The 25,477-nt window shown below is 32.0% G+C and carries 23 protein-coding genes; 4 read left to right on the forward strand and 19 right to left on the reverse strand.

Annotation, left to right across the window (positions count from 1 at the left end):
• The first annotated feature begins 342 nt into the window (after window positions 1-342).
• A complete protein-coding gene (locus MHI39_RS23770) occupies window positions 343-504 on the forward strand; it encodes a hypothetical protein (RefSeq protein WP_342540355.1) in 162 nt (53 codons plus the stop codon).
• Window positions 505-674: 170 nt separating this feature from the next.
• Here the strand turns inward: MHI39_RS23770 and MHI39_RS23775 are convergent, their stop codons facing one another.
• Genes MHI39_RS23775 through MHI39_RS23785 form a run of 3 tightly spaced genes read right to left on the reverse strand, consistent with a single transcriptional unit; the run spans window position 675 to window position 1,819 of the window.
• On the reverse strand, window positions 675-971 hold the full coding sequence (locus MHI39_RS23775) for a hypothetical protein (RefSeq protein WP_342540356.1): 297 nt from the start codon (window positions 969-971) through the stop codon (window positions 675-677).
• A 48-nt stretch (window positions 972-1,019) separates the two neighbouring features.
• Complete coding sequence (locus MHI39_RS23780; RefSeq protein WP_342540357.1) at window positions 1,020-1,505, reverse strand: hypothetical protein; 486 nt, start codon at window positions 1,503-1,505, stop codon at window positions 1,020-1,022.
• Window positions 1,506-1,549: 44 nt separating this feature from the next.
• On the reverse strand, window positions 1,550-1,819 hold the full coding sequence (locus tag MHI39_RS23785; protein WP_342540358.1) for a hypothetical protein: 270 nt from the start codon (window positions 1,817-1,819) through the stop codon (window positions 1,550-1,552).
• 212 nt (window positions 1,820-2,031) lie between these two features.
• Here MHI39_RS23785 and MHI39_RS23790 point away from each other — a divergent pair, with 212 nt between their 5' ends.
• Window positions 2,032-2,289, forward strand: coding sequence for a hypothetical protein (locus MHI39_RS23790; RefSeq protein ID WP_342540359.1), 258 nt, complete (start codon window positions 2,032-2,034; stop codon window positions 2,287-2,289).
• Window positions 2,290-2,360: 71 nt separating this feature from the next.
• A complete protein-coding gene (locus tag MHI39_RS23795; RefSeq protein ID WP_342540360.1) occupies window positions 2,361-2,564 on the forward strand; it encodes a hypothetical protein in 204 nt (67 codons plus the stop codon).
• Window positions 2,565-3,486: 922 nt separating this feature from the next.
• Here the strand turns inward: MHI39_RS23795 and MHI39_RS23800 are convergent.
• Window positions 3,487-5,088, reverse strand: a complete 1,602-nt coding sequence (locus tag MHI39_RS23800; protein WP_342540361.1) for a hypothetical protein — start codon at window positions 5,086-5,088, stop codon at window positions 3,487-3,489.
• 93 nt (window positions 5,089-5,181) lie between these two features.
• A complete protein-coding gene (locus MHI39_RS23805) occupies window positions 5,182-5,442 on the reverse strand; it encodes a hypothetical protein (RefSeq protein WP_342540362.1) in 261 nt (86 codons plus the stop codon).
• A gap of 118 nt (window positions 5,443-5,560) precedes the next feature.
• On the opposite strand from MHI39_RS23805, the gene MHI39_RS23810 reads away from it, so the two are divergent.
• Window positions 5,561-5,887, forward strand: coding sequence for a helix-turn-helix transcriptional regulator (locus MHI39_RS23810; RefSeq protein WP_342540363.1), 327 nt, complete (start codon window positions 5,561-5,563; stop codon window positions 5,885-5,887).
• Between the two features lie 266 nt (window positions 5,888-6,153).
• Here MHI39_RS23810 and MHI39_RS23815 read toward each other — a convergent pair whose 3' ends face one another.
• The 14 genes from MHI39_RS23815 to MHI39_RS23880 form a co-directional block, all read right to left on the reverse strand.
• Window positions 6,154-6,546, reverse strand: a complete 393-nt coding sequence (locus MHI39_RS23815; protein WP_342540364.1) for a hypothetical protein — start codon at window positions 6,544-6,546, stop codon at window positions 6,154-6,156.
• Entirely contained in the window at window positions 6,539-6,751 is a 213-nt protein-coding gene (locus MHI39_RS23820; RefSeq protein WP_342540365.1) for a helix-turn-helix transcriptional regulator, read from the reverse strand. Before MHI39_RS23820 ends, MHI39_RS23815 begins: the two co-directional genes overlap by 8 nt.
• 498 nt (window positions 6,752-7,249) lie before the next feature.
• Window positions 7,250-8,251 carry a replication-relaxation family protein gene (locus tag MHI39_RS23825; protein ID WP_342540366.1) on the reverse strand — a complete coding sequence of 334 codons (1,002 nt, stop codon included), beginning with the start codon at window positions 8,249-8,251 and terminating at the stop codon, window positions 7,250-7,252.
• 935 nt (window positions 8,252-9,186) lie between these two features.
• The gene (locus MHI39_RS23830) at window positions 9,187-10,050 is read right to left on the reverse strand and encodes an ATP-binding protein (protein WP_342540367.1); all 864 of its coding nucleotides are present in this window, start codon (window positions 10,048-10,050) and stop codon (window positions 9,187-9,189) included.
• Window positions 9,959-10,951: a hypothetical protein gene (locus MHI39_RS23835; RefSeq protein WP_342540368.1), complete on the reverse strand. Its 993-nt coding sequence runs from the start codon at window positions 10,949-10,951 to the stop codon at window positions 9,959-9,961. Before MHI39_RS23835 ends, MHI39_RS23830 begins: the two co-directional genes overlap by 92 nt.
• 602 nt (window positions 10,952-11,553) lie before the next feature.
• Window positions 11,554-13,062, reverse strand: coding sequence for a UvrD-helicase domain-containing protein (locus MHI39_RS23840; RefSeq protein WP_342540369.1), 1,509 nt, complete (start codon window positions 13,060-13,062; stop codon window positions 11,554-11,556).
• Window positions 13,019-14,785, reverse strand: a complete 1,767-nt coding sequence (locus tag MHI39_RS23845) for an AAA family ATPase (RefSeq protein ID WP_342540370.1) — start codon at window positions 14,783-14,785, stop codon at window positions 13,019-13,021. The genes MHI39_RS23840 and MHI39_RS23845 overlap by 44 nt, the downstream gene beginning before the upstream one ends.
• 366 nt (window positions 14,786-15,151) lie before the next feature.
• Complete coding sequence (locus MHI39_RS23850; RefSeq protein WP_342540371.1) at window positions 15,152-15,682, reverse strand: hypothetical protein; 531 nt, start codon at window positions 15,680-15,682, stop codon at window positions 15,152-15,154.
• Between the two features lie 53 nt (window positions 15,683-15,735).
• The gene (locus tag MHI39_RS23855) at window positions 15,736-17,184 is read right to left on the reverse strand and encodes a protein kinase (protein ID WP_342540372.1); all 1,449 of its coding nucleotides are present in this window, start codon (window positions 17,182-17,184) and stop codon (window positions 15,736-15,738) included.
• Window position 17,185: 1 nt separating this feature from the next.
• A complete protein-coding gene (locus MHI39_RS23860; protein WP_342540373.1) occupies window positions 17,186-17,794 on the reverse strand; it encodes a hypothetical protein in 609 nt (202 codons plus the stop codon).
• Entirely contained in the window at window positions 17,787-19,475 is a 1,689-nt protein-coding gene (locus tag MHI39_RS23865; protein ID WP_342540374.1) for a DUF87 domain-containing protein, read from the reverse strand. Before MHI39_RS23865 ends, MHI39_RS23860 begins: the two co-directional genes overlap by 8 nt.
• The gene (locus tag MHI39_RS23870) at window positions 19,472-20,632 is read right to left on the reverse strand and encodes a hypothetical protein (protein ID WP_342540375.1); all 1,161 of its coding nucleotides are present in this window, start codon (window positions 20,630-20,632) and stop codon (window positions 19,472-19,474) included. The genes MHI39_RS23865 and MHI39_RS23870 overlap by 4 nt, the downstream gene beginning before the upstream one ends.
• Window positions 20,616-21,419, reverse strand: coding sequence for a hypothetical protein (locus MHI39_RS23875; protein WP_342540376.1), 804 nt, complete (start codon window positions 21,417-21,419; stop codon window positions 20,616-20,618). The genes MHI39_RS23870 and MHI39_RS23875 overlap by 17 nt, the downstream gene beginning before the upstream one ends.
• Complete coding sequence (locus tag MHI39_RS23880; protein WP_342540377.1) at window positions 21,419-25,468, reverse strand: hypothetical protein; 4,050 nt, start codon at window positions 25,466-25,468, stop codon at window positions 21,419-21,421. The genes MHI39_RS23875 and MHI39_RS23880 overlap by 1 nt, the downstream gene beginning before the upstream one ends.
• Window positions 25,469-25,477: the final 9 nt, after the last annotated feature.

Raw genomic sequence — 25,477 nt, forward strand, 5'->3', positions numbered from 1 at the left:
TGCATTTTTTCTTTACTTTTTTCTATAATGTTAGCATTGTCCCAACAGCTCATTTTTCTACGGAAAGCAGCCCTTTTAACAGCCTACCATATTGATTTTGCATTGCTGGTTTATATTAGGATTGAACAAAATCATTTTACAGAGGTGAACTGAGGAACTTGATAAATTTTCTAAAGATTTATATGCGAAAGCACAGAATGAAAAAACACGTTAGTATGGAAGAACAGTATTATCGGTAAAAGAAGCTGCCGAGTATTTCAGATCAAGTCCTGCCACGATATACCATTTAATAAAAGAAGAAGGTATGCCCCATTTCAAAATTCAAAGTAGATCTTTATCGTTTTGGAAGAGGCGGAAGCCTTTTTATGGCGGGAGACAGCAAAGTCTTACGCCGAAAAAGGGAATATTTATTGGCAACGTATACTTCAAAATCTCGATTGGGAAGAAAAAGAGCGGAATACGACCTATGCTAGAGCTTTAAAAAGGCTTGAAAAGGGCTTCTAAAGCTTTAAAATCTCCATTTGTACATCGGAAGTCGATTATTTGATCTATGTTTGTCTAAATATTGATTAAATAATTCTTTTCATAAGGACATTATTTTTTGTATCTAAGCGATATAAAAATATAAAAATAACCGCCTTCTTAATTTTAAGGCGGTTGCGGAATAATACAATTTATTCAATTCTAAATGATATTCTACTAGCCTTGTTATACACGCGGTTAATTTCTTTTTTGGATTTCTCTACTTCTGATTTAATCATAGAATAATCACTAGACTTGGGATTTTCAACTTTTTCCAATGTTGTTCCAATAGCTCCTACCATGTATCCAGCAGCACCTAGTAAAAGGCGAAGTTCCTTCAACAATTCCATAGTTAACCCTTCATGAGCTTTGTTTTTCATATTGTTTTCTTCTGAAGACTCAACAATTGTTGCAAGCTCTATCTTTAACTTACCAGAGTATATTTCCATGTTGATATTCCCCTTTTTACTTGTAATATATTATTTACTCTCTATACGTTATAGTCTAATCTGTATATAATTTATAGAACGTTTTCCATTAAGAATCTTTTTTATTTGATATTTTGAAAGGTGAGAAGTCGATTCCATTAGGTAATATTTTTTTATATTATCAATACAGACCTCATACAACCCCGTTTCAGTTCTACTAGTTATTTTAATTCTGATTTCTTTAATATCTTTACACTCAAGTTCCTTATGCTTTTCCTTCTCTATAACACCAGATAAGGTAACAAAATTGCTAAAATGAATTGAATAAGAACTATCTTTAATCATTATTTCAATCTCTTGGTTTAAATCTTTGTAGTAAAATCTATTTGAGCATACTTGGGTGCTAGCTTCTATTAACTGCTTTGTTTCTGTTCTTACTAGATCTAGATTTGTGGCTCGTTTTATGTAATTTACTAAGGAAAAGAAATCCTCAATAGGGTAGTCAATATTTATTTCTAGGAGGATTTTTTCCTTTTCGTTTTTAAATATAAACATCGAACACTTCCTCTTTAGTAGTGTTTTAAAAATTTAATAATGAACTATTGCTTTTTCTGAGCTGCTAATAGATTTTCCGTCGCAATTCGTTTACCCGCTTCAATCAACGCCTTGTGTAAAATATCCTTCTGTTCACATCTCTCACTACTTAAAAAATCGAAAATTATACTATCCGTTACAACTTCGTGTTTTGCAAGGACAGTTACGATATCTGATAAAAGCTCATCAGAGATTTTTGAATGTGGTACCTCGTCTAACTTTGTGATTATACACATATCTAATTGTAGAAATCCTAAATGTTTTACGTACTGCATCGCTACTCCTTTAACCACTAATTACTTGAGAATTTAATGAATAAGTAATTCATTATACCAATATTTATATCACATTTTATATATTTATTATATATAATATATTATAAAATATGTTTTATTCATTGTAAAATAAGAATTGGCTAAACTCGTATTAAAAATAACGTAAAAAAGGCATGAAAAGCTTTAAAAAATACTATTTTGGGGGTAATGCAGTGCAAAAACAGGTGAAAATGGATGATGAGTTAAAATATATTATAGATACGGTAAAAGGAACAACACGAATGGTTATTAAAGGAGAGCAGTCAGAAGATGGTTACTTGATAAATGATGAGTTTGCCGTATATGTTGATACAGATTGGATTAATAAAACGATACATGCTGATGAGGTAGTAAGACAGTTCAAAATGCGCCTTGAGGAGGTAATAGGCCAATCAGCCAAGGTGTTCCATATTAGCAATGGAGTAAAATAATAATTACATACAAAAATCAGGGTAAAATATTGAACTTCCAGCCTTTTATCTTAAACAATGGGGGTTACGTAATGATACGAAATACTCGCGATAGATTAGCTAAAGAAATATCCAATGAAAAAGGGATAGATTTAATTCAGGCGCAAGAAATTATCGATTTATTTTTGCAACTAATTCATGAAGAAGGTTACATCGTTATAAAACAAAATACACAATACGCAAAAAAACAGATGGATATTTCATTAAGTAGTTCAGATAACGTGGAGAAAACATAAATTTGCAACTAAAATAACAAATGATTCCTCCACTTAAATAGCAAGTAAATTAACAATTAAATTAACACAAATAAAAAAGGCAACCTATAGAGATGGACTAATCCCTTTATAGGCTACCTTTTTTCATTATGAACCGTTCGGGTGGATTATTTGCTCTAAGATTCACAATGGACGCGAACCGAAATGCTACCAACACTCCGACTCGTGTTTTAGTTATACGATAATTTATACCTAAAAAACGAATCGGAGTTCCTAAGAAACATCTGTTAATTATATTTGTACATTTTTGAACAATTTGGACACATAAGTACCTTAGCATTTTCAATAGTTTGATTTCCAATTTTAACAGTTTGAATAAAATAAGTTAGTTCTGTATTACATCTATAGCATTTATTATGCGAAGCTTGATAATTTCGAGCATATTTCAACTGAAGATAGCCTTTGACCATCAAACAGATCCACCTCGCTTTGATTATTCAAATCAACAATAAGTGAATAAGTGATAACATAGCTAATAATGTTAATAAAGAATATTGATTGAGAAATTTATTAAATTACCCTATTAAAGTAGTCTGTTCAATAAATGTAGCTAATTATTTTTATAAATCTTCTTTCCTTATAAAAGTGTGGCATTGAACTGGAATTACAAATGCCTTAAATAATTCCCCCATACCGTCATACGGTTGATTATTTATTGCACTAATTAGCGAATCATTAGCAATCCCTATAGGTATAGCATCGCCAAAGTATTCAGCCAACCTTTGATCTAAGTACTTACCACCAGTAACACCACACCGACAACTTTTTACAATAAAATCGAGATTAAATATGTCGCCACAATTTTTACAAAGTAAAAGTTTAATAAGCCTTTCTCCCTCTTGTTCAATTAGCAGAAAATAAAATGCCCTACTATTGATTCAGTTTATTTTTGGTGTGTACTCCACCTATTAAGCATTTCCATTGTTTGTTCATCTTTCAAATATCCATTTATTCTTTCCAAAAGTATCCTGTTTTCGAACATCGCTTTCCGCATATCCATTTTATTTTTTTCATTCTTATTAGCCATTAGCTCGTCAATTAGTAGTTTTAACAATAATATTTTTATTAACTCAACATTATCTGTTGCCTGAATCCAGTTCCACGTATGTTCTGTCAATATCATATGGAATTTTTCATTAGCTAACCCTGCTAACACTTTTTTCATGTCTAACATGGATCCAAATAAGAATTGATTTAACATCGTGGAATACTCATTTTGTTCTAAAAAGACCTTAATACTATATGCAATAGATTTCAAATGTAGTTCTTGCTCTTCTGTTAAGACTACACTATCACCATTAAAATATAGAAACGCTTCTTCATCTGCAAAATACATTTTATCTTCAGTAGATACATCTGATAGTTCAAGAGATGTCTTAGCTTGCTCACGAAATGTTTGTAGTTCTCCTTCTATTAAAGAAATTTCATTGATTAAAGTTTGTTCAATACTTCCCTCAAAATCTGGAAAATGGTTCTCTAAATTTGCTGCTACTTCGTCTAAAAGAATATGAGTTTTGATTTCTCTACCTGAGAACTTTAAATCCATCACCATCATTCCAAATTGCCGTTCAACAATTTCCGGATGCCCTTCAACTTTATTAAAAGCCTTCATAAACGAAAAGTGTTCTTGAGGCAAACATATCCATGTCCGTGCAATGGCTTTTATCATTTCAAGTGAATGAAATTTAGGACCATCCTCATGTTTACATGCTAAATAAATTAAACTTTTTATATCTTTTACTATGTTCAAATAATAGATCATAAGTTTCAATGAGCCTACCTGTACTGGTGAAGAATAAGACCTTAGATTCCTTAAATACCACTGAACGAAACTCTCCCTTGAAAAGAGATTAAATATCATTTCAAACTTTTTTTCTTGATCAGCAATTAACCACCTTTCCAAAATTTCAATCTTATCAACGTCATTATTAATATGACTAAATCGCGAAAACAGCCTCTCTGCATTCACCCTAACAGGTAGATCAATTGGAGTAGAAAGATGCATGTCTGCCAACTCTTTTGCTTTAACACATTGTTTATAGTCAATATTACCGCTGACTAAGGCGTATTTGGGGAGACGGCTTTCTATAAGCATTGCAATAGCTAATATATACAAATGATACTCATGACCTTGCGTCTTTGAATCAAAAATGTTTACTATATGCTGCGCTTGATTCTCTAGTAAAATATCTTTTCTTTCATCAGATTCAACCGATTTCTTATAAACACTTATGTCTTTATAAAGTTTGAAAGTTTCCCCATATTTTTTGCTATTTAAATCTCCACAAAACTGCCAAAACTTTTTTTGCTTAACTTTTTCTTTTGCTTGTACAAACACAGGGATAGTGAGTCCAAAGTAATCTTTCTCTATTATATCTGCAAACGGAAATGCGTTTAATAATTCAAGACTTTCTTCGTATACCTTTCCCCATTGTAGTTGAGATACTCCTTTGGGAAGGAGTGACAAACCAATATACGTTCCCATAATAACGCACCTCCAGCTTGTAATTATTGATACTGCAAAAAGCAGATTAAGGTATTTACTTTTTTCAAGTTTTCAATGGTGGTACTTTAATCGTTACTTAGAAAGTTTTAATGAAAATAACTGCGAATCAGCCAAACCTAACTCATAGCAAATTTGATTCTGTTCACATAATATCTTGAAGAAAATTTCTTTTAATTTATCCCTATCGCTTTCTGAAGATAAGAGCGATAACAATTCACTTTCAAGACTTTCTAGTAATTCCTTCTGCTTTGAATCTGATTTTTTTGTTAAAGCTTCATGAATACGCTTCTCGACAAAATCATTAAAAGCTTCATCAAATGATAGGTTATCCATTTATCCCACCCTTTATAACGTATTATATATATTTTTTATATAACTTATATTATAATTTATGTTTATTTGCTTGTAAAATGGGAAAAAGATAAACTAGAACTAAAAAGGATAATGGACCATGATCAATAAAAGCACAGGAGAATTAATTAGAAAGATCCGAAAAGAACATAAAGTCTCTATGATGGATTTAGCTTCAGCGCTCCAAACGACACAGCCCCGACTATCAAGAATCGAGGCTGGAGAACAAGATATAAGTATCCGTTTTATAGAACAATATTGTAATTATTTTAACGTTCCACTTCATGAATTTTTCAAGCAATTAAACGATATGAGTGATGAACAAAACCTAATTGATCAACAGTTAATGCAAAGCATCCACTCGCTAACTGAAAAGCAAAAGAAGAACTTATTTGCATTTTTATCTTCTCTTAGAGAAGAAGACTAACTTATAACAATAAGCATAAAGGGTAAGAGTTAATTACAACCATAAGAATTTACCACTTTCGTTATAATTCTCACTAGCTTTCACCATTATATTTACCACTTATCGCCAATGCAGTTACCTATGGGGAAAATCCGGAAAGCGGTATTTACAACGCAAAGGATTTCGAAAGAAAAAAGCCTAATCCCCCTATATTTTTTTGCGAGGGATTAGGCTTTTGATTTTCCACAAACACGCCCGATTGTGTAATAACATAGTAACCATTTTTATTACTTGTACTTCTTTGAATATATAAATTCTGTAATTGGGACCGTAACAAATGTAAGGCCTACCACTACAACCAGTGGATAATTATTAATATGTTTGAAATTACCAGTTCCTTCAGAAATAAATAATATTAGACCAGATAGAATCATTAGTACATAATAACCTATTTTGGCACTTTGAGTTTCAATATGTCTATCTAATTCATCTTTTTCTCCACCGCCTTCATGATGACCCCAATTAAGCCAATTAAAAAAATAGCTTAAAGCTAGAAAACTAAAGAATATACCCGCTGCATCTATAGTTCCAAAACTAACCCATTTGTATAAGGAAAATCCTACAATTGATAGAAAAGCAATAAAGACTAAAATAGCTATAATACTTTTGGTTTTACTCATTCCTTTCCCTCCTATTCTCAGAGATAAATAAATCTTCCATAGCGACACCCAAAGTCCTTGCTATATCAAATGCTAACTGCAAACTTGGGTCATATTTATTGTTCTCAATAGCGTTAATCGTTTGTCTGCTTACATTGCATAATTCTGCTAATTTCCCTTGTGAAAAACTGCTTTTTTCTCTGTACTCCTTAATTCTATTTTCCATTCACTCAACCACCTTTAATTTTTATAAGGTGTAAAATGTTTTTTACACTTTAATTATAAAAAAAGACAAATGAGATGTCAAATATGTTTTACATCTTATCTGTCTTACAATCTTATTTACTAGAATAAATATTCAAGTCTAATTCAATTAAATGGCCCGTTTGCGAAAGTGTGATCTTTTTGAAATCCAGTCAAACTTCTATATCATTAATCATTCCAAAAACTATGGTAATTAATTTTTAATCATCAGGAAGTAATAAAATAGTAAACACTATAAAAAAATGTAATAAATGAAGGTGAATTTACTAGTTATTAAGATAGTTCGTATATTCGTTGTTTCAAATGCCTTAGTAATTTTTGTACTGAAGATTGTTGTAATAATAACATTTGTACTTCCAAAATCAAATGATATCCCCCTCTGATGGGGGATAAATTCACTTGCACATCTACAAACAAATTTCATAAAGTACTAAAAGCTGCAACTTTGCTTAATAGTTTACTATTTAAATAATTTCGGTACCAAAAAATTAGTTGCAACAACCCCAGCATTTCTTAACGATACTACACCTACTGCTAAATTTACTTTTTTTATCCTATCGGCCATTAACGGATCATTAAATATTTTTTCGCGGATATTTGTTATTCTTTGACTTCTATCGCCATACTTCGTCCTTTTTGAAAAACTTTCGTCAGGCAGTACAAATAGAACCCCGTGTTTACTACTATTTGATTCTCGTTCGGCCAGTATACAGTATCTCCAAACCTTATCCTCAAGTTGTTCGAATGGCTCCGTACCGGTATCTAATTCAATGTTTAGATATCTTGTTTTTTGTCCTTGATTTTCAAATTCCCTTTTTAATATCCAGTCTGGACGAATAATTGTTACCCAATCACCAGTAGTTTTTTTATACTGTTGATTGTTATTAATAAATTGTGCTGCTCTAGCGTGTGCTGCTCCCTTGTTAAACATAGCTACGGGCTTACTTGCCTTCTCAATCCACATTTCATAAGGAACATGAGACGGTGATAACGAGCTATATAATTTAGTTTGACTGTAATGCTTATATTGCGGCAATGATAATCTTTGTTTAGTGGTACACATAATATTCAGAACTACCTCTTGTGTATATAAGAAATGAAGTTTATTCTTCTTTTCTAATAGTTGATATATTTGATTCTTATTGTAATCTTCAAACAAAAGCCCATTTTCAATTAACAAATTGATTCCACCAGTACCAATTGAACAACACTTAAAACGTTCACCATCGAAACCTTCTGCAAAACTAGAAGAACGAACTAATTTAAATTCCTCCAGTCTTCTTAATCGATTTTTAAATGAGTATTCTTTAATCTCTTCTCCCAAGAACTGAGTAAAATACTTATAAAGTTGTGCCATCGTAAGCAATCGATGACGTTCTAAATATTCTAATAACAGGATTTCAGAAGTTTTAACTTCCAGCCGGGATCTCCCTTTCCCTTTAATTACACTAACATCGTCCAATCTTTTACAAACTCCCTTCAAATTTTTTTAAAAAATTACTTTGATAAACAAATAGTACCTATCCCCTTTTATAGTTGTTACTGCTAAAGTCTGTTACCCCGGAATTAGTAAGCCAGAGTAACAGTGTTTTCCAAAGTAATAGAGTTTCCTCTACTTGAAAGCCTATTATTTCGGATCAATTAAACTATATTACTTAGATTAAAATCGACCTAATAAAACTAGATAGGAAATCATATCACCTTGGTATATATAGAGAATTCAGTAGAGAAAGCTCAAAATGGATTTAATCTAACTGCTTTTCATTAAGCATTATATCGGGGATTCTCTATATTTCTAGTAAACTACCATAATAAAACTGAAAGGCTAAGAATGCACAAGGTTCATAATAATTTTCAATTAAATGCTCGAAATCTCTAATTTAGATTTATTGAAATGTTTTTATATGTCAATAATTTAAGATCATAAAATCGAAGTACTTTGAACTATATTGATTGTTCCTGTATCCGGATTTGCCATCAAATGCTTATTACGGCTATTAGTAACTTTCAATGGTTACTAGATTCAGATACCGTTAATATATAGTGTTGCAAAATCGTTGATATAATGGCATTTTATATAGTTACCATCATTCGTTACCAAATCATTTTCAAACGTAAGTTCTAGCTAGAATTCTCAAAGAAATCCATTTATGTGCCACTTAAATCTTAATAAACTATAATTTTTGGTTATGGTACTCGATTAAGGTAACCAGTCATGGTAACCATTACATGAAATAGACACTATTATGGGTTACCAATATCAGTTCCTCTCAAGAATTGGCTTTCTTTATTTAATTTACGGTTGCTCTTATTGTTACAACGATAAATTCACATAATCGAACCTCTGTAAAAAACAAGATCAACCTAATCAGATTGATCTTGTTCATTGCTTCTTATCTAAACGCCGAATATTTTTTCAAATATGCCTTCATTCTCTTCTGCTGCTAAAATAGAACGAACGCTTTCCTCCGGCATTGCTAGAGGAAAAGTTATTTTTTCGATTCTGCCCTGAATTCTTCCAGCCGGATATTTACCCGACAATTCCTCTACACTCAAATTCGAGGTTAAAATGGTGACTTTTTTATTATTCATGCGCTCTTCTAAAATCTGAGTAAAAATGCTTTCTGACCAATCTGATGCTTTTTCTACACCAAAATCATCAATAATTAAAACTTCCACATTTCCGTAATAATTTGAAATATCTAATTCACGAATGCCATTCTTATTGTCAAAAGTATTTTTTAGCTCATTAAGCATATTTGCTGAAGAAATATATAACACATTTATATCAAATCGTCTGATAATGTCATTCGCAATACTAACTGCCAAACGGCTCTTTCCACTACCAGTTGTTTTACTGTAAAGATACAATCCCTTTCCGTGATCCTTGAATTCATGAAAATTCTCCGTAAATTCACTTGCGACTCGTTTAGCAAACTCAGCTTTCATCCGGTTTTCCTCTACTCGATAGATATCTGTTCGAAACTCCTTTACAGTACAATCTTGAAGGTCAATTGGAATCTTTGCGAATTTAAACTTAGTTAATAATTCCTTATCTTGTCGGCATTCACAAATAGCCATTTTAACTTCACCTAGTTCTTTAAATACAATATAACCTGAACCGTCACACTGTTTATAAGGACATTTGTCTGAAACCTCATCTAAGACTTCAAATGATTCCGTTCGCTTTTGCTCGATTGAACCATACTTCTCCTGAAGATTGCTTAGTATTTGCGAAAATTGATCGTTTAGTTTTTCCATTAAATTTTTCCTCCTGAATATTATCTTGCTGGTGATTTAATTTCTTTTTAAAATTATGATGCTTATCGAAAATGTAGTTTGCCACATATGCAAATGACCGAATACGGTCCCTTTCGTGTTGTGGTACAAACCCATTGAAACAATTGTCAATTAACTGGGTTACTGTTTGTAAATTAAGATCCAGTTGTGCAACTTGTGTAATTGATAATCTATCCGAATCCGTTAAAACGTACTTGGCACTTTTCATTAAAAAATATCGAGCAATTTGATCAGCAAATGGGTCTTGGAAATAACTATCATTTGCTGACTTAGTGTCTTCCTCATCAATTTCTTTATAAAAAATCTCTGTAGTATTCTCTGGTATTGCTCGCGCACCTTGATTACCCGAGAATTCAGTAATACTCATCGATGCGTCATTTTGCACATTCGATGGTTCACTTAATACCTGTTTTGATGATTCAGTAAACTTAACTCGATCATTATAAAAATTATCAAAGTGTTCTAGTCTATAGCCCAATTTATTAAGTTCCTCAACTATTTTCACTAAATTAACCCTGTACTGCAGGGTTTTATCAAATTTATATCTTGGGTTTGGATTTCTCCTTTCAAAGACATATTTCTGGTTAACAAGCTCTTTCAAGTTTCTCCTAACTGTACTCGGACTTCCTAACATGATTTCCTGAGACAATTCTTCAGAAGATTTATAAATCCAGCCATGTCTTAAATCAGAAACTTTATTTGTAGAAATACGCTCTAACTCTTCAGCAATCAAGCCGTCTGAATCCTTTACTCGTTTTGACCAATAAAGTAATTGATTTAAAGTTGTTGCCAAGGCAAAGTTTCCTGTTAATACTACTAATTCTTCTTTAATAATTGCTCTTTTTAAAATGGAATTTGCCATATTTCCCCCTTCTAATTAGAAAATAAAAAGACCCCCTCCTTATTCAGATAATGAATGTTTAAAAACACACATTATAAGAATCAAGTTGGGGATCTCCCTTTTTAAATTGAATTTAATTAATTTGAATTAAAACAAATTGAATTTATTTGTTTATACTTAATTTTATTATTTTCGCTCCTTTCAATTTAAACTATAAAAATTATAGCCGCATTTTTTAAGATTTTAAGATATTTTGTTAAATTTAATAAAAATTTTTTAAAATCATAAATTGTAAATTAATATCTAAAAAATCCTTAGTTTATTTTCATCTAGATTTTCACTTATACATTATGAAACAATGTTATCATCTTCAATAAGTCTCTTTAATAATATTGATAGTTCTATTATTTTTCTTCATTTACTCTCATTACTTCGAATACATTTCTTCACAATCTCTTTCCTCATTAAAAGTTGCTCTAATCTGGCCAGATTGAAAAAAATCAGAGTGCGATAATATCTATTTTCGCACTCTAGAGATATTCACCATAAAAAAACTATCCTATCTTAACTAAATTATGTTTCATCAATGTTAACTCAAACGTTTCTTATATTGTACCGAATATTTATACATCATATGATTTTAATACCTGATCTAGAGTTAGAATGTTTTTCTTCTCCAATCTATCAAAGATATTCTTTTGATAGATATTCGTATTATCTACAATAACAACTTTTTCTTTAGCCCTTGTTAAAGCTACATAGTGATTATTTAAATTACCTGTACCATCTAATGGATAATCAGAGGCTCTAATTACAACTTGGTCAAATTCTAAGCCTTTGGTGGCAAACACAGTCATAATTTTATGTTTACTATCGTTATTAAAAAAAGAGATATAGTAACTATCATTTTCAAGAGTCTGTGAAAACTTTCTAATCTCATTCTCACTAAACTTTACATTTATGATATCAGCAATTTCTTTAAGTATTATTTCTAAATTCTGAATTTCTAAATTGTTTTGTGTAAGCAATTCAACTTGTTTTTCTAAATTTCTGATTTCTATAGTGTTTATTTCTAAATTTAAATCTAATAAAAAGTCATAGACAGAGTAATATTTATTAACAATTAGTTTCATTAAACATCGTAAAACAAATGAATTTATTATTCCATCATCAATCGGAGTTCGTGGAATAAATTCAAATTGAAATCCATTCTTATTTAAAAAGTCCCTACACTCCTCAGCAGCACTATTAATATTAATAATTATAGTGACTTTTTTATTTAAATTTATTTCTTTTTTATGTAGAATCTTTAAAACAGCATTATTAAAGCTTTTATCCGTTGAATATAGTGCTACCTCATTTATTATTTCACTAGCCCTATTTTCTAGATAATTTTCTTTATGAATTAAATTTGCAAAATTAGTTATATTATAGTGAGATCTAAAATTATGGTATAACTCATATCTAGTAAAGCTCTCATCAAATTCTTCAAAGATATTTTCTTTAGCACCTCTCCATAGATAAATTGCTTGTTTCGAGTCTCCTACAATAAACAATGGTATATTTAGCATATCCTTAATATCCATAAATAAATTATGCATATCTTGATCGCTATCTTGATACTCATCTAAAAATAGCATTCTATATTTAGAAATAAGATATTGTTGGGCTGCTACTGAATTTTTTAAAATATACAATCCTAATCTAAACTTAAAATTCTTCTTATTGTTATAATAACTACCTAAAATTTTATCAGCTTTTAGATACTTTAATCCCTCTTCTTCAAAATTAAATTTCTTATTAAAATCAACTACAAAATCTGGGCTGAACTCATCACCCAAAGCGTCCATAATAAATGGTCGTATAATTTCATTTTCAACAAAACTGTCATTTGTACATATAGTTAAATCTTTATGTAAATTTGTATTTGTCCTTTCTCTTAATTCTTCTGTTGCTTTGATAGTAAAGGTAATAGCTGCGATGGTTTGATGATTTTTAATTGCATTACATGTTCTTAATAACTTTTCTACTAATATAGTAGTTTTGCCACATCCAGCACTCGCAGATACAGCAATATTTTTCACATCCTCATTCAATATCTGATCCCTTATATTTTGATCGCTTATCACCATTGTTAATCAACTCCTTTAAAACTATAAATCTAGAGTCATCATAAATTTTTTGGCAATCTGTATGATTTAATACTTTCGTTAATTCTGCCATATTAATAAGTTTTGATGATTGTAAATACTTAATTGGGTCTTTGCTTCCTGTTAGTTCTTCTAATCTTGTGCCAAGTGCTTCATAAAGATCATGCTCTAAATCTATCCTAGATAAAAAAATATTATTTTCTTTAATAATTTTTTTGCTCTTACGATAATTATCAAATATTTTTATCTTACTGTTCTTAATTTTTTCATTCTTATCAATGTCTGTATCTGTTTTCTCAAAAGCAATTGTTATTGGCTTTTTCTTTTCTTCTCCACATAATTCTAAAGCTCTATTGAAACCAATTAAGTCGAATGTATCGGGAGAACCCTTTTTCCTCTTTAAATCATTATCAGTTTTCACGAAAACTTTAATACCTAAGCCATTTAATACATCCCAATATTTTTTAAAAGATATGCCATAAACTTCTAAAATATACGCACCTTCAAGTTCATAGTCTGGTTTAATTTCATTTAAAACTTTTTCGAATAATACCCTTTCTGATGGACCTTCTATCAGTAATACTCGTTCAGAAAAAATTGCTGTTACTAAAAATTTATTTAATTGAGTTTTTATATTTATATAATCTTCCCCGACATTATATAAATAAGAAGAACAGACCACTTTGTCAGCAGAATGGACTCTTATTAATGAAGCATTATCCATCTCATATAGTAATTCTGACGAATGAGTAGTTAAGAAGAAATATCTATAAGATTCATGGGAGAATAATTTTTTTGAAAGTGCAATTTGCAAGGATCTATGTAGACTATTTTCAGGTTCTTCAATTAAAAACAATGATATTTTTTCAGAATTAAAATTTCTAGATACATAATTCATTAATGAATAAGAAATAATTTTCTTTCTTCCATCTCCAGAGGTAGGATACAAATTATCATCATTACTCTTCTTTATGTATGGCTTTAAATCGCTAAAATACCCATTTATAGCCATTTCCGATTTTATAGTTACTTCTAGTTCTTCATTTTTTAAACTATAATATTCTTTAGTTATTTCCTTTTCGAAATTATTGATAATATCCATTTCACCAATTTGAGTATTGATTTCTCTTGTAAGACTCTTTATTTTGTCTGATTTTTCTATATCGGTTTTACTAAATTTCTCTTGAGCAAATATTGCCTTTTTATTCTTTTGAAAAATATGTTCAAGATTAATCAGCGGATCAATATATACTACTTTAAAAATTCTGTCTAATTCAGTAAAACCGTTCTTTTGAGGTATCTCTTTCATTTTTTTAAGGTTATTTCCCCAAAAAAGTGTTATTCCACCTAATTCTTCTTCTTTATCATACCTACCAAATAATTTTAAATAGACATTTTCTAAGTCTGTAGAATCCCTAGCATCTTTTAGTCTTGAAACTATAAGTTTAGAATGATCACTATCATCAAAATCTTTTATATTCATACAGATTGTAATAGATATATCCTTTCCAGTATCCCTCATATAAAAATCACTCTCTGTAAGTCCATTTTTTCTGATATCTCTATCAAATAAGAATCTTAATGCTGCTAAAAAATTTGTTTTTCCTATATCGTTCATGCCGAATATTACATTTTGATTTGTTAAATCCACTTTGATGTCTTTAAAGTTTCTAAAATTCTTAACTTCCAACCAACTAAATTGCATATCCTCACCATCTTTCTCAATTCCTTATTAAAAAACCGCAATAATTATTATTATAAATTTCATGTGCTATAATCAAAAATTGAAATTTGTAAAAACTGAATTCTAAATATCCTCAACTCTCTTAGCACAATTCACTGGTTCCAGTATTATATGTGGATAAAATCTCACTAATCATAATTTGTAACCTTTGTTGTGTTTTTAAGTCTTTGACTGATGAAATGCATGTAAAATCGTCCAAACATTTACGTGAATTGGTTTGTGGTAATACAATGTTTACAATGAAATACATTAAGGTCAATTAACTTTGATTTTTAAAAAGAGTGCGATAATGGTAATTTTCGCACTCTTACTAGCACTATTATTTAATTATTTCTTCACAACAATATATTCTTGATCATAGACTTCAGCCCCAGCTTCAGCACCTAAATCAGCAGCTTTACTTGCTGCAATTGAAAAACACTCGGCTATCTTTGTTGATGAAAATGTTGAAGTAGCCTCAGCAAGTAAATTTCTATTTAATTCTTGCATCATGACCATTATTTCTCTTTGAAACTTTTCGTCTGCAGTACCTGCTCTTAATTGATGTCCAAGGGAATAGGCATTTATGAATATTTCATAAGCATAATATTCTATAAAACGGTCTACAAACGGACTGCCTTTCACTTTTTGATATTCACTATCTGAAAGATTAGCATGGTGGTTGCTCGCATTACCTAATACATAAATAATATCTCTCAAGGCTTTTTCATAATGATACTGAAGTAGCTCTTCTACTGCCTTTGCTTCGTTTGGAAAAAGAGCTTTTTGAGAATTATAAGCTAACTCCTTTTTAGCTTTAATTCTTTGTGATTCAGATGATCCAAAAAGTGCTGATGAAATACTACTAAAAATCCCCATTATTAACCCTCCATTCATTATTGCATTACTATGTAAAGTAACCTTTTTTTAAACTAAAGGTAAAAATCATATTTCTCTAGCTTTGCTATAATCTCCCGATCATCAGGCTTTAACCTAAGAGCATATTTAAAATATCCCCTTGCTTTTTCGTACTCTCTTTTCTGCTCATATGCTAGACCTAATTTTTTTACTACAACCCAAACTCCCGGTGTCTCTTGATTAATATCCTCTAATATTTGAATTGCCTTATCTTCCTGATTACAAAGGCCATAGCATATTGCTAAACGGTAGCGATAATCTATAGATTTAGGTTGCTTTTGTACTAATTGTTGATAGATTTTCTGAGCTTCTTCGAATTTCTTAATTGAGAATAAGATTCTTGCTTTTAATTCTTTCAACGAGGTTATGAAGTTTTCTCTTCTGGTTTCTTCAACGGCATTTACATTAATACTATCTATTGTTTTTAACGCTTCAAAACGACGTTCCGTTTTAAAATAAACGAATGATAACTGAAGAAGTAAGTCGGGATATACATGATCATTTGCAATCTCTGTTTGAAGAATCTTCTCTGCAAGCTTAAATTTTCCTAACTTGCAATTAGTTATTGCTAATTCAAGAGCATCCCTTTTTTCAACAAGGGTAGCTTTTGGTACATACTTTTTATTTGTTTCTTGCTGGAGGTGCTTTTTTACGGCCCGTTTAAAATCATTCCTTAGCTCAGTGACCGTCTGATAACGTTCCTCCGGATTACGTTCTAAGGCTTTAAGGATTACTTGTTCCATTTTTTCATGTATGGATATATTTAATTCTCTTGGACGTGGAAAAGGCTTATTATGAATAACATCCAGAAAAGTATCATGCGGTGTTTGCCCTGTAAGGAATTGATATAGAATAGCTCCTAGTGAATAGATATCTGAATTTAAATATCTCTCTTTTGAATTAGCAACCTCTGGAGCTATATACGCATATGTACCTGCACCATCAATTGTCTTTACAAAGATATCTTCAATTAAACGACTTGTCCCAAAATCTGTAATCTTCACTTGCTCATCTTTAATTAATATATTATCTGGTTTAATATCTCCATGAGCTATCTTCAAATCGTGCATAAATTCTAAGCCTTCTAAGATCCTCTCGAATATTTCATACACTGTTTGGAAAGTACGAAGAGTGGATATGCCAGTGCTTGTTAACTCTTGGGATAGGGGATGGCCTTCGAAATATTCCATTTCAATAATGAAATATCCGTCAACACGGCCCATATCATAGATTTGAATAAGGTTAGGATGAGAGAGACCCTTTAGCTTCAACCCCTCTGCTAATACCTTATCTCCTTTTTCTTGACTTTTAGGTATCTTTAGAGCTACTGTTTGACTGTCATCACGCCTAACCGCTCTCCACACTTGACCAAAAGTCCCTTCACTTACATACTCCTGTAAAACATACTTGTCCCCTAGTTCCATATCCCTTTTTAAATCTAATATATATCGTTTACGTACCATACTACTTCACCTGAATCCATTGATTGATCGTCAATTTTTCTTTGTTACCTTTAGCAACCGCTTGAAAAACCAAATAATCACTTTCAAATGAATTTATCCCATTAATATAAGTGCCATTTGGTAAACGAAAACCTTCATCAAAAATAGAAATATATTTATCAATATCCTTTGGTACTATTCCACTATGAGACCAATATACAAATAATATAATAGGGAGATTACCACCAAGCTGATGATAGGCAATCAATAGATTTTCAATCTTTTCCCTTAATTTATTATTTTTAGCTATAGAATTTTCGAATCTTTCAAATTCTGACACCAATACTGGCTTTAGATCTTCTTTGTTATACCAAATTGAATCAGGTCGAACTTCACGAGTTATGCTATGCCCTATACTTTCACTAATCGGATACACAGGATACTCAGAAACCGCTGTATATCCGTCTAACCGTCTCCCTATCTCTGTGATATAGTTTAATCCAGTGGAATGAACAGTTTCTGAATAATCTCTCATTCCTGAAACAGCAAGCATTGGAAACCAAGTATCACGAATCTCACCGTTTTTAAACTCTTGGATAATCCACTCTTTTATTTTTTCCTTATCATCCATTAAAGACTCCCCATTCTTTAACAACCTCTGGTGATTGACCACCATGAACAAGGGCTTTCGTACCGACTTTTACCAATAAAGGTGCAGGAATAGAACGACCAGTAAGTAAAGCTTCTCCTGTAGATAGTGCAGGCAATTCGTCAATATCGGCTTTTGTAAGCATATCTGAAGTTTTAGTTATAAAACGTTGATCATCTGGGTTTTTCAAACGCATAGTAATAATAGTGTTACACTGTGAAGTAACATCAGCATCCAACTTAGATGGGCGTTGAGAGACAATCGCAAAACCAACTCCAAATTTTCTTCCCTCTGCTGCAATTTTCTTTATGATTTTCTTTGAAATGGTTGGAGTACCAGCAGGTGCGTAGTTATGTCCTTCTTCATATACTAAGAAACATGGACGAATTGGACGCTGTTTATCTGCAGCAGCACGCATAATTTCACTAGACACTAAAGCTGTTACAATTTGTTTCGCATCGTCAGATATCCCTTGTAAATCAACTATAATTAATCGGCCATTTCTTTCATTCATTTCACCAATTAAATTGTATATATCGGTAGGTTCTCCAATTGCCCTAGTGTAGAAGCTTTTAGCTTCATTAATAACTCGTTTTAACTTCATAGATGCCACAGCAGCACTCCTACCATTCAAAGCACGTGATTCAGCATCTGAAAGATCATCCCAACTTTTTAACTCTTCTAAATCGCCAGACAATAATTCACGCAAATCTTTAATATCCCTTGGTGGATGTGGATACTTGAATTTCCAGTAACGAAGTGCAACATCCAGTACTCGTTGTTGAGGTTCCGTTAGGCCCGGTAAAATTTCTTCAAAATCATCCATTTCAAAACGGTCAAACTGTAAGGCGAGATGATTGTTTTTACCAGCATATTTGTAATCAAATTCCTCCATTTGTGGAGTATATACCCTAATACCACCGCCAGCTTCTTGCAGCTTCTTTAGTCTTTCTTGAATAAATAGGATATTATCCTTTTCTTTCGGATCCTCAATATGTTCTAAATCACTGTTGAAATGAACAGTTCCCTTTTCAAAAGCCTTACCGTATTCACCATGAGTGTCAAAGACCACTACTGTTCCGTTCATTTGAGCAACTAATCTTTCAATAATACGTCCAACTGTATATGACTTACCTGAGCCAGTCATCGCTAATACTGCTAAATGTTCCGTTACTAATTTATTAACATCCATATAAACTGGTACTATATTTTCTCCACGTTCATAGCCTATTAGATTTCCAATTGCAATGCTTTTGTTCTCATCAAATTGATAGAATTTAGCAAGAAATTCATAATCGACTCCTAAAACCTTACTACCGGGATCAAGAGGTCTTCTCGGAATACGAATTTGACCAGTTCTAGCCTCTTTGTATCCTACAAGATCAATCGTTCCAAAAAGTGTTTCTCCTGTCATCTGTGTACCGGGCAGTAATTCAATGGAATTTAATCCATCTCCCATTTCACTGTTATAAAGAATGTTACTCCTAGATATAGATGTAATGCGTCCAAGAACATATGTTACTTCTTCATCCTCTCGTTCTTGGTGGGCTATCTTAACAAATTCCCCCCGTCTTGCAACAAAACTATCATGGAGAATCATTTTTAAATCGTTTGGATTTCCTGTGTTTCCAATTAGCTTACCAATATATTTATCTTCGCTCATAAGTCATCCTCCCCAAACAAATCAACTTCCTCGGTCCATACACTTTCTACGTTTTCATTTTTAATCATTTCATGTGCTTGTGACTTATAATACTGAATGATTGTCCCTGTCTTAATAGCCTTTAATCCATGACTTGCATACCAAAGTGGAAGAGGTAATGCTTTTAATTGATCAATTGTATATAATGAAATCAAATCAGAGGTTAGCTCATCAACTGATTCAGTTTTCCAGTCTTCTTTATGCCCAATCGCTTCAACCAAAAGAGGCATTGTTCTCATACCTGCACGAAAATGAAAATTTATTACCCCAAGCTCTCTAACAAATTGTGGTTCTAACCGATTATCTGAAGTTAAAAGGTCAAATTCATAGGCAGCTGTTCTTGTTCTTCTTGTTAATACTCCATTTAATAATTTCTTTACACCGACTTTTTTTATCTTATCAAAAGAGGTACTTAGAGATGAAAGCTCTTGTGTAACTAATGAATCAATCATATATTTTTCTGTATGATCAGAAGTTAATCCATAGAAAACAGAACCAAAACGTTTTGAGCTAACTGAAACTATTTTCACACCACTAGAGTTAAAAGGATAAATCTCATGTTTATGATCTTTCCAAAATTGTTCAATTCTCTCTTTACAAGCGATATAGTCAAAGTGAAGTTCTTCATAGGATTCTAACGGTGCATCGCTTCGTTCTAGTATTAAAGGTGAATCTACGATTACAAGCTCAGGTCTATTGGCTTCATTTAGTAATTCTTCTAACAAATCATACATCTGATTTATATGAACAAATTTCAACTTTTGGGTTACATCAACGTCATCCGCTTCATCAATATCCACTAAACTATCTTGATAGGTTTGATATACTACCCCGTCTTGAATTGAAAGATCTTGGCGAAGCGCACCTGCACTATAAAGAATTCCACCAAAAGCAGGGATTGTTTTACTCGCAGTAGCAATTCCTGTAACGTTTAGAGTTAACGGGATCTTCTTAGTGACCGTTCGAATTACACCACTATTGCGAAGTTTTGGGGCTATTTGATCAATAAAACGCATTTTAGAACCCAGTTTGGCGACTGTACTTGGTAAACCCAACTGTACCTTTGCAACTAAACTATTCGCGATGGATATATCTCTTTTCTTATCTCCATGTTCCATCGTCACGCCTCCATATCTTTATCTCTCGAACAAACGCTTTATACCCTTTAAGATTGATATACGTTTCTCCCGCGTCTGTTATTGCACAAGAATCCTCTAGAAGTTTCTGATCTATCAACTGTTGAAGCAATTCCAAAGCTTCATTATCTGATAGGTTTTCCTTAAAGAAGTTGCTTAACTGCCCTGATATTTTCGATGGTTCTAATACGTTTGCAGAAGCTAGTATCAGTATGTATTCATGAACAGGGCTAAGTATAAATTGCTCCCGAACTGTGGTGGATTCATCATATTTATTATCTATTATTAATTCTAAAAACAACTTTTTACATACATCTTGCTTGGACAATAAACGATAATCGAGTAATGGAACTGTTGTTAAAGTGACACATCCACTTCCCGAATGTTCAAAATGATCAATAGCAACTATCTCACCGTTAGCAAGTTCCCACTTTGATTTAGTATTAGTCTTAATTGATTCAATAACAGGAAGGCTGTTAAATGATTGGGCTTCAGTTCCTTGTACTGACAGATCAACCTTTAACTGAAGCAAAGAAACAACGTCCATTTGATGAAAAGGAGGGGAAACAATAAGTTGGTTCCCCCATTGTCTCCACCATTTATTTAATGATTGCAACTCTACTTCCGACAGTTTCAATATGATAATAGCTGGAATAACGCAAATACCAGACGTTAATTCATCGATATGTCGTTCGTTGACATTTATCCAGTTCTTTAACATTTTATATTCCGTTCTTTTTGTATAATTCTTAACGATTTGGATGTTCATTAGGACAACACCACTTTTGTCTTAATTAGTCCGAGATTTTCTAGTTCCTCTTTTTCTCTCGGATAACTTTTCCAATCAATATCTGCCTTTCTCTTAACAACCTCTTTAAAAAATTCAAATCGAACAAACTGAGCATTCTTATCCTTAAAGAATCGTCTACCGTCTTCATCTAATTGTTCCATTTTCTTTTTTACAGTTTCTATTGTTTTTTCATAGCTGATCTCTTGGATCGCTGTACCAATTTCCGGCTGATAAGGTAATTTATGCTGAAGACGATAAATAAAGTTTACTGAATCAATCAATTCTTGATCATAGTATTCGTCACGAATTTTCCTCATTGAACTTTCAATTTGGTTAAGCATTGAGATTAAAGATGTAATGTTATTCTTGTGTTCTTGTAATAACCTCTCACTGTATTCAATTAGTTGAATAGGATTACCTTTTTGCGCCAGATGGTAATCATCGATTTGCTCATCAAAACCAGCATCAAGAAACATCTGAATTTCATGATAATTTGCCTCAAGTTGGTCTGACTGAACTTTTTGTTTTACATCAATAGGTGCTAACTCAAAGTAAGATAACCATTTCTGAACAATTGGCTGATTCTCAACAAAATAATCTACTACTTGTTTAAATTTTTCAAACATTTCATCGTAACGACCAGAAATACCACTATGCTCTTTCCATTCAACTTGATTTTGTCCCTCTTTTTTCAAACCTATTTCACTAATCATCGTGTTTAATCTATCTATTGCCTCTTTGTAATTAGCCAACCATAAATGATGTGCTAGGCTATCTGATTGAGCAACCATTGTTTCACGTTTTGAAGATTTTATATAATCCTTTGCATATTCGATTTCTGTCTGATAGCGTTCTAATGCATTAGTAAATTGGATAATTGGTAAAACATAATCCTTATAGATACTCTTAGATTTTATTGATTCAAGTTTTTCCTTTAATTTGGACAATATATTTCTTTGTAAGGTCGAAATATAATCATGGAACAACTGAACGAGTCGAAGCTTTTTCCAAATAGGCATTTCATTGTCTTGGATATTTAAAGTGCTTATTATTCGCTCATTAAACGGTATTGAATTCCATTGTTCTTCATCATAAATAAAATTACATTCTGTATGGAAAGTTTGTAGTAGCTTTAATTGTTCCTTCCAAGTATCAAGTGGATTAACTGTATCAACCTGTAATGAAGAAAGATTAATCTCTTTTAATACTTCATTAATTAAATCTAAACGACCACGATATTTATCGTCTTTTAGTATTCCTAGTCTATTTTTATCAATAGTTTGTTTAAATTCGTCAACTAACTTGTCGTACTCTTCATCACGCCACTTCTGAACTTTATCACGTTGAAATTCTAATGTAGCTTTTATTACATTTTGAGCGTGAGTGCCACCTTGAACCTCAATGACTTTTAAATCTTGTAAAAAGTAAATCCATTGCTCAACAATTTTAACTGGCTTGATTGTATCGACAGAACTAAAAAAGAACGTATTTTGAATATCTTTAAAAACACGTCGAGTGTTCCCTATATAGGTTAACAATGCGGCAAATGTTACAGGCACTTGAACCTCATAATCATCTTCATTGGTCTTTACAAATAACTTAGCACCCTCATATCCATCCTTTTCTAGCTTTGTCCGAACTTCTGTTGCTTTTAGGACTTGGAAAAATCTATTGTATTTTTCACTTTCAGGGAATTTAACCCCTTGTTTAATACCAAGTTCTGTAGAGGTTGCACTATGAATTAACATCCTAGTGTACCCTTCTGCTAATAACGGTAGGTTATCTTCTTCGGCCTTTGTAAAGATTAATGGTCTTAAAACATGGCCTTGCTGATCAATATGTTCAAACCAAGCTCTTGAAACTTTAGAAATTTCATCACGTAATGCTCTAATCTTTGCCTTAAATGGAGTAGCTAATTGATGAGCAACTGGTCGAATATCCATGACTTCACGGTCAACAGATAAAACTTCTAATACATTCTTCTGTAAATTCGTTACTTGGAAAAAGATTACACATCTACCTGCAAGTGGGTAGTCACGTTTGAACTTGTTAATATCAATTTCTGTATCAGCTGTAGACGATAAAATAAATATTGGATGCACGCCAATATCAAGAAGATTACTTTCTGCAAGGTCATTTAACTTTTCCAATCTACTTGCCCAAACGACATCTACAACCTTTTTAGGATGAACCCCTAAGTAAATATCCCGTTCAACATGACTCCTAAATCCACACACTTGTCCTTTAACTTTAAGTGTTTCAGTAGATGGATATTCTTGTTCTAATGAACGAATAAACCCTAAAACCGTTCTTTCGATATCTTTTCCATAATCCTTTGTACGTTCTTTTAGCAACTGCTGTAATGCTTGATCCTTTTCATCTAATAACAAGTAATTTGCAATACCCGTTTGTGCAGCATACCGACGATTCAAACGCTCAAGAAAAGCAAAGTTTGGACCAATAAACGTTTCTTTTAAAACTTGGTCTTTTTTTTGTTCAAAATAACTAAATAAAATCTCAGCTGCATCGACGACCTCATCTTTTGGATAAAGTGTTCTTACTTGTGAAAGAAAAGTTTCCCTTTCTTTTCCGATGATAAAATAATTATCTGGTGCATTAATAGAAAATGTTTCCAAACTACGAATTAAAACATCTAGGCTAAACTTCTCACCTGTTGACTCATTTACAAAGAAATGGTCAACATCTGGGCGATATTTATTATTTACAAGATAAAATCCAAGATCACTTTTTGTAAGTGGAATAGCAATAAATTCTTTAAATAAAGGAATTCCTTGAAGATTTTTGGCTGATAATAATACTTGTTGCTCTTGTTCGGTATACTCCTGTTTAGGGACCGGTAATTGACGTAATAATGCCTTTTTTAGCAACGGTTGATGTACAGGACTCGAATCAATATAATCAAGTTGTGAAATATCAATTAAACTATCTTTAAAACGCGGTACAGATTGAGAAAGATCAAGTAATATTTGCCCTGCCTCAGCATCAGGTTGATTATCTAAATATTGATCACAATGAGCCATAATAACATTAAGCCAACCAAAGTTCCCTGCAGCAATAGTATAAGACGCTTCAACGAGCCCTTCAGGATATTGACGAATCTTCCCCGCTTTTTGTAAAGATTCAATATAATCGGAGATATCCGCGTACGAATTCTGTGTCATCTCTAGCTTATCTCCACGACGATCTAATGCTTCTAGTGACTTAATTTGATCACCAATTGCTGGAGAGCATAGTAGTAAGAATGAAACATTAGGATGCCGAGAACGACTATCTTCATGCTTAATGGCAGACGTTATAACTTTTATCGCTTCACCATCTAGTTTCTTTTTTCGTTCTTCATTGTTTTCATGTATTTCATCTCTAAACAATTCATATTCTGATTCCACTTCATCAACGATAATATGTAGGTGATCAATTGAAAATTGATTTAAATACTTCATTCCTTCTTGTACAAGCTTATCTAGGAGTGGAATATCTTCTCCTAATAATTGTTCTGGAGAATGTTGTCCTTTTTCAATAATCTCACCTAATTTTTGAGGTGAAAAACCAAGTGGAATTAGACTACTTTGCAAATGCTTAATAATACTGCCCTGAATTGTTGTTTCAACATTTTGATTGGCAAGTTTTGATAGAGCAATATATGCTCCATAGCCCACCCAATTGTCTCCATACAGATAATCTTCATTCATTTGTTCATAGCGAATATAAATTGGTAATATACGATCTTCAAAATCTTCTTTTAAAAGCCTGACTTCTTCTAAATCTCCATCACTATTTCGAATCGTCCAACCTTTATCAATTCCAAGGACCTCACTTATGAGTTCATAAGCAATCCTTGATTTACCAATACCCCATTTCGCAATCAGTGTAAAAATACGAGACATCGGTGCATCTTTGATATCACTTAAAAAATTCTGATATGCTTGAAAAAACTCATGCTGTCCAACCATTGGCTGTAATACAGGAAAGGTAGAAACCCCATCTTTTAACCAAACTGATTTTTTCATGAATTGAAC

The sequence above is a fragment of the Heyndrickxia sp. FSL K6-6286 genome, from assembly GCF_038630395.1.
Taxonomy (GTDB): Bacteria; Bacillota; Bacilli; order Bacillales; family Bacillaceae_C; genus Heyndrickxia; species Heyndrickxia oleronia.

Coding starts and splice junctions, on each gene's coding strand:
- MHI39_RS23775 (WP_342540356.1), bottom strand. CDS start 971: ATGGAAATATACTCTGGTAAGTTAAAGATAGAGCTTGCAACAATTGTT.
- MHI39_RS23780 (WP_342540357.1), bottom strand. CDS start 1,505: ATGTTTATATTTAAAAACGAAAAGGAAAAAATCCTCCTAGAAATAAAT.
- MHI39_RS23785 (WP_342540358.1), bottom strand. CDS start 1,819: ATGCAGTACGTAAAACATTTAGGATTTCTACAATTAGATATGTGTATA.
- MHI39_RS23795 (WP_342540360.1), top strand. CDS start 2,361: ATGATACGAAATACTCGCGATAGATTAGCTAAAGAAATATCCAATGAA.
- MHI39_RS23800 (WP_342540361.1), bottom strand. CDS start 5,088: ATGGGAACGTATATTGGTTTGTCACTCCTTCCCAAAGGAGTATCTCAA.
- MHI39_RS23805 (WP_342540362.1), bottom strand. CDS start 5,442: ATGGATAACCTATCATTTGATGAAGCTTTTAATGATTTTGTCGAGAAG.
- MHI39_RS23810 (WP_342540363.1), top strand. CDS start 5,561: ATGATCAATAAAAGCACAGGAGAATTAATTAGAAAGATCCGAAAAGAA.
- MHI39_RS23815 (WP_342540364.1), bottom strand. CDS start 6,546: ATGAGTAAAACCAAAAGTATTATAGCTATTTTAGTCTTTATTGCTTTT.
- MHI39_RS23820 (WP_342540365.1), bottom strand. CDS start 6,751: ATGGAAAATAGAATTAAGGAGTACAGAGAAAAAAGCAGTTTTTCACAA.
- MHI39_RS23830 (WP_342540367.1), bottom strand. CDS start 10,050: ATGGAAAAACTAAACGATCAATTTTCGCAAATACTAAGCAATCTTCAG.
- MHI39_RS23835 (WP_342540368.1), bottom strand. CDS start 10,951: ATGGCAAATTCCATTTTAAAAAGAGCAATTATTAAAGAAGAATTAGTA.
- MHI39_RS23840 (WP_342540369.1), bottom strand. CDS start 13,062: ATGGTGATAAGCGATCAAAATATAAGGGATCAGATATTGAATGAGGAT.
- MHI39_RS23845 (WP_342540370.1), bottom strand. CDS start 14,785: ATGCAATTTAGTTGGTTGGAAGTTAAGAATTTTAGAAACTTTAAAGAC.
- MHI39_RS23850 (WP_342540371.1), bottom strand. CDS start 15,682: ATGGGGATTTTTAGTAGTATTTCATCAGCACTTTTTGGATCATCTGAA.
- MHI39_RS23855 (WP_342540372.1), bottom strand. CDS start 17,184: ATGGTACGTAAACGATATATATTAGATTTAAAAAGGGATATGGAACTA.
- MHI39_RS23860 (WP_342540373.1), bottom strand. CDS start 17,794: ATGGATGATAAGGAAAAAATAAAAGAGTGGATTATCCAAGAGTTTAAA.
- MHI39_RS23865 (WP_342540374.1), bottom strand. CDS start 19,475: ATGAGCGAAGATAAATATATTGGTAAGCTAATTGGAAACACAGGAAAT.
- MHI39_RS23870 (WP_342540375.1), bottom strand. CDS start 20,632: ATGGAACATGGAGATAAGAAAAGAGATATATCCATCGCGAATAGTTTA.
- MHI39_RS23875 (WP_342540376.1), bottom strand. CDS start 21,419: ATGAACATCCAAATCGTTAAGAATTATACAAAAAGAACGGAATATAAA.
- MHI39_RS23880 (WP_342540377.1), bottom strand. CDS start 25,468: ATGAAAAAATCAGTTTGGTTAAAAGATGGGGTTTCTACCTTTCCTGTA.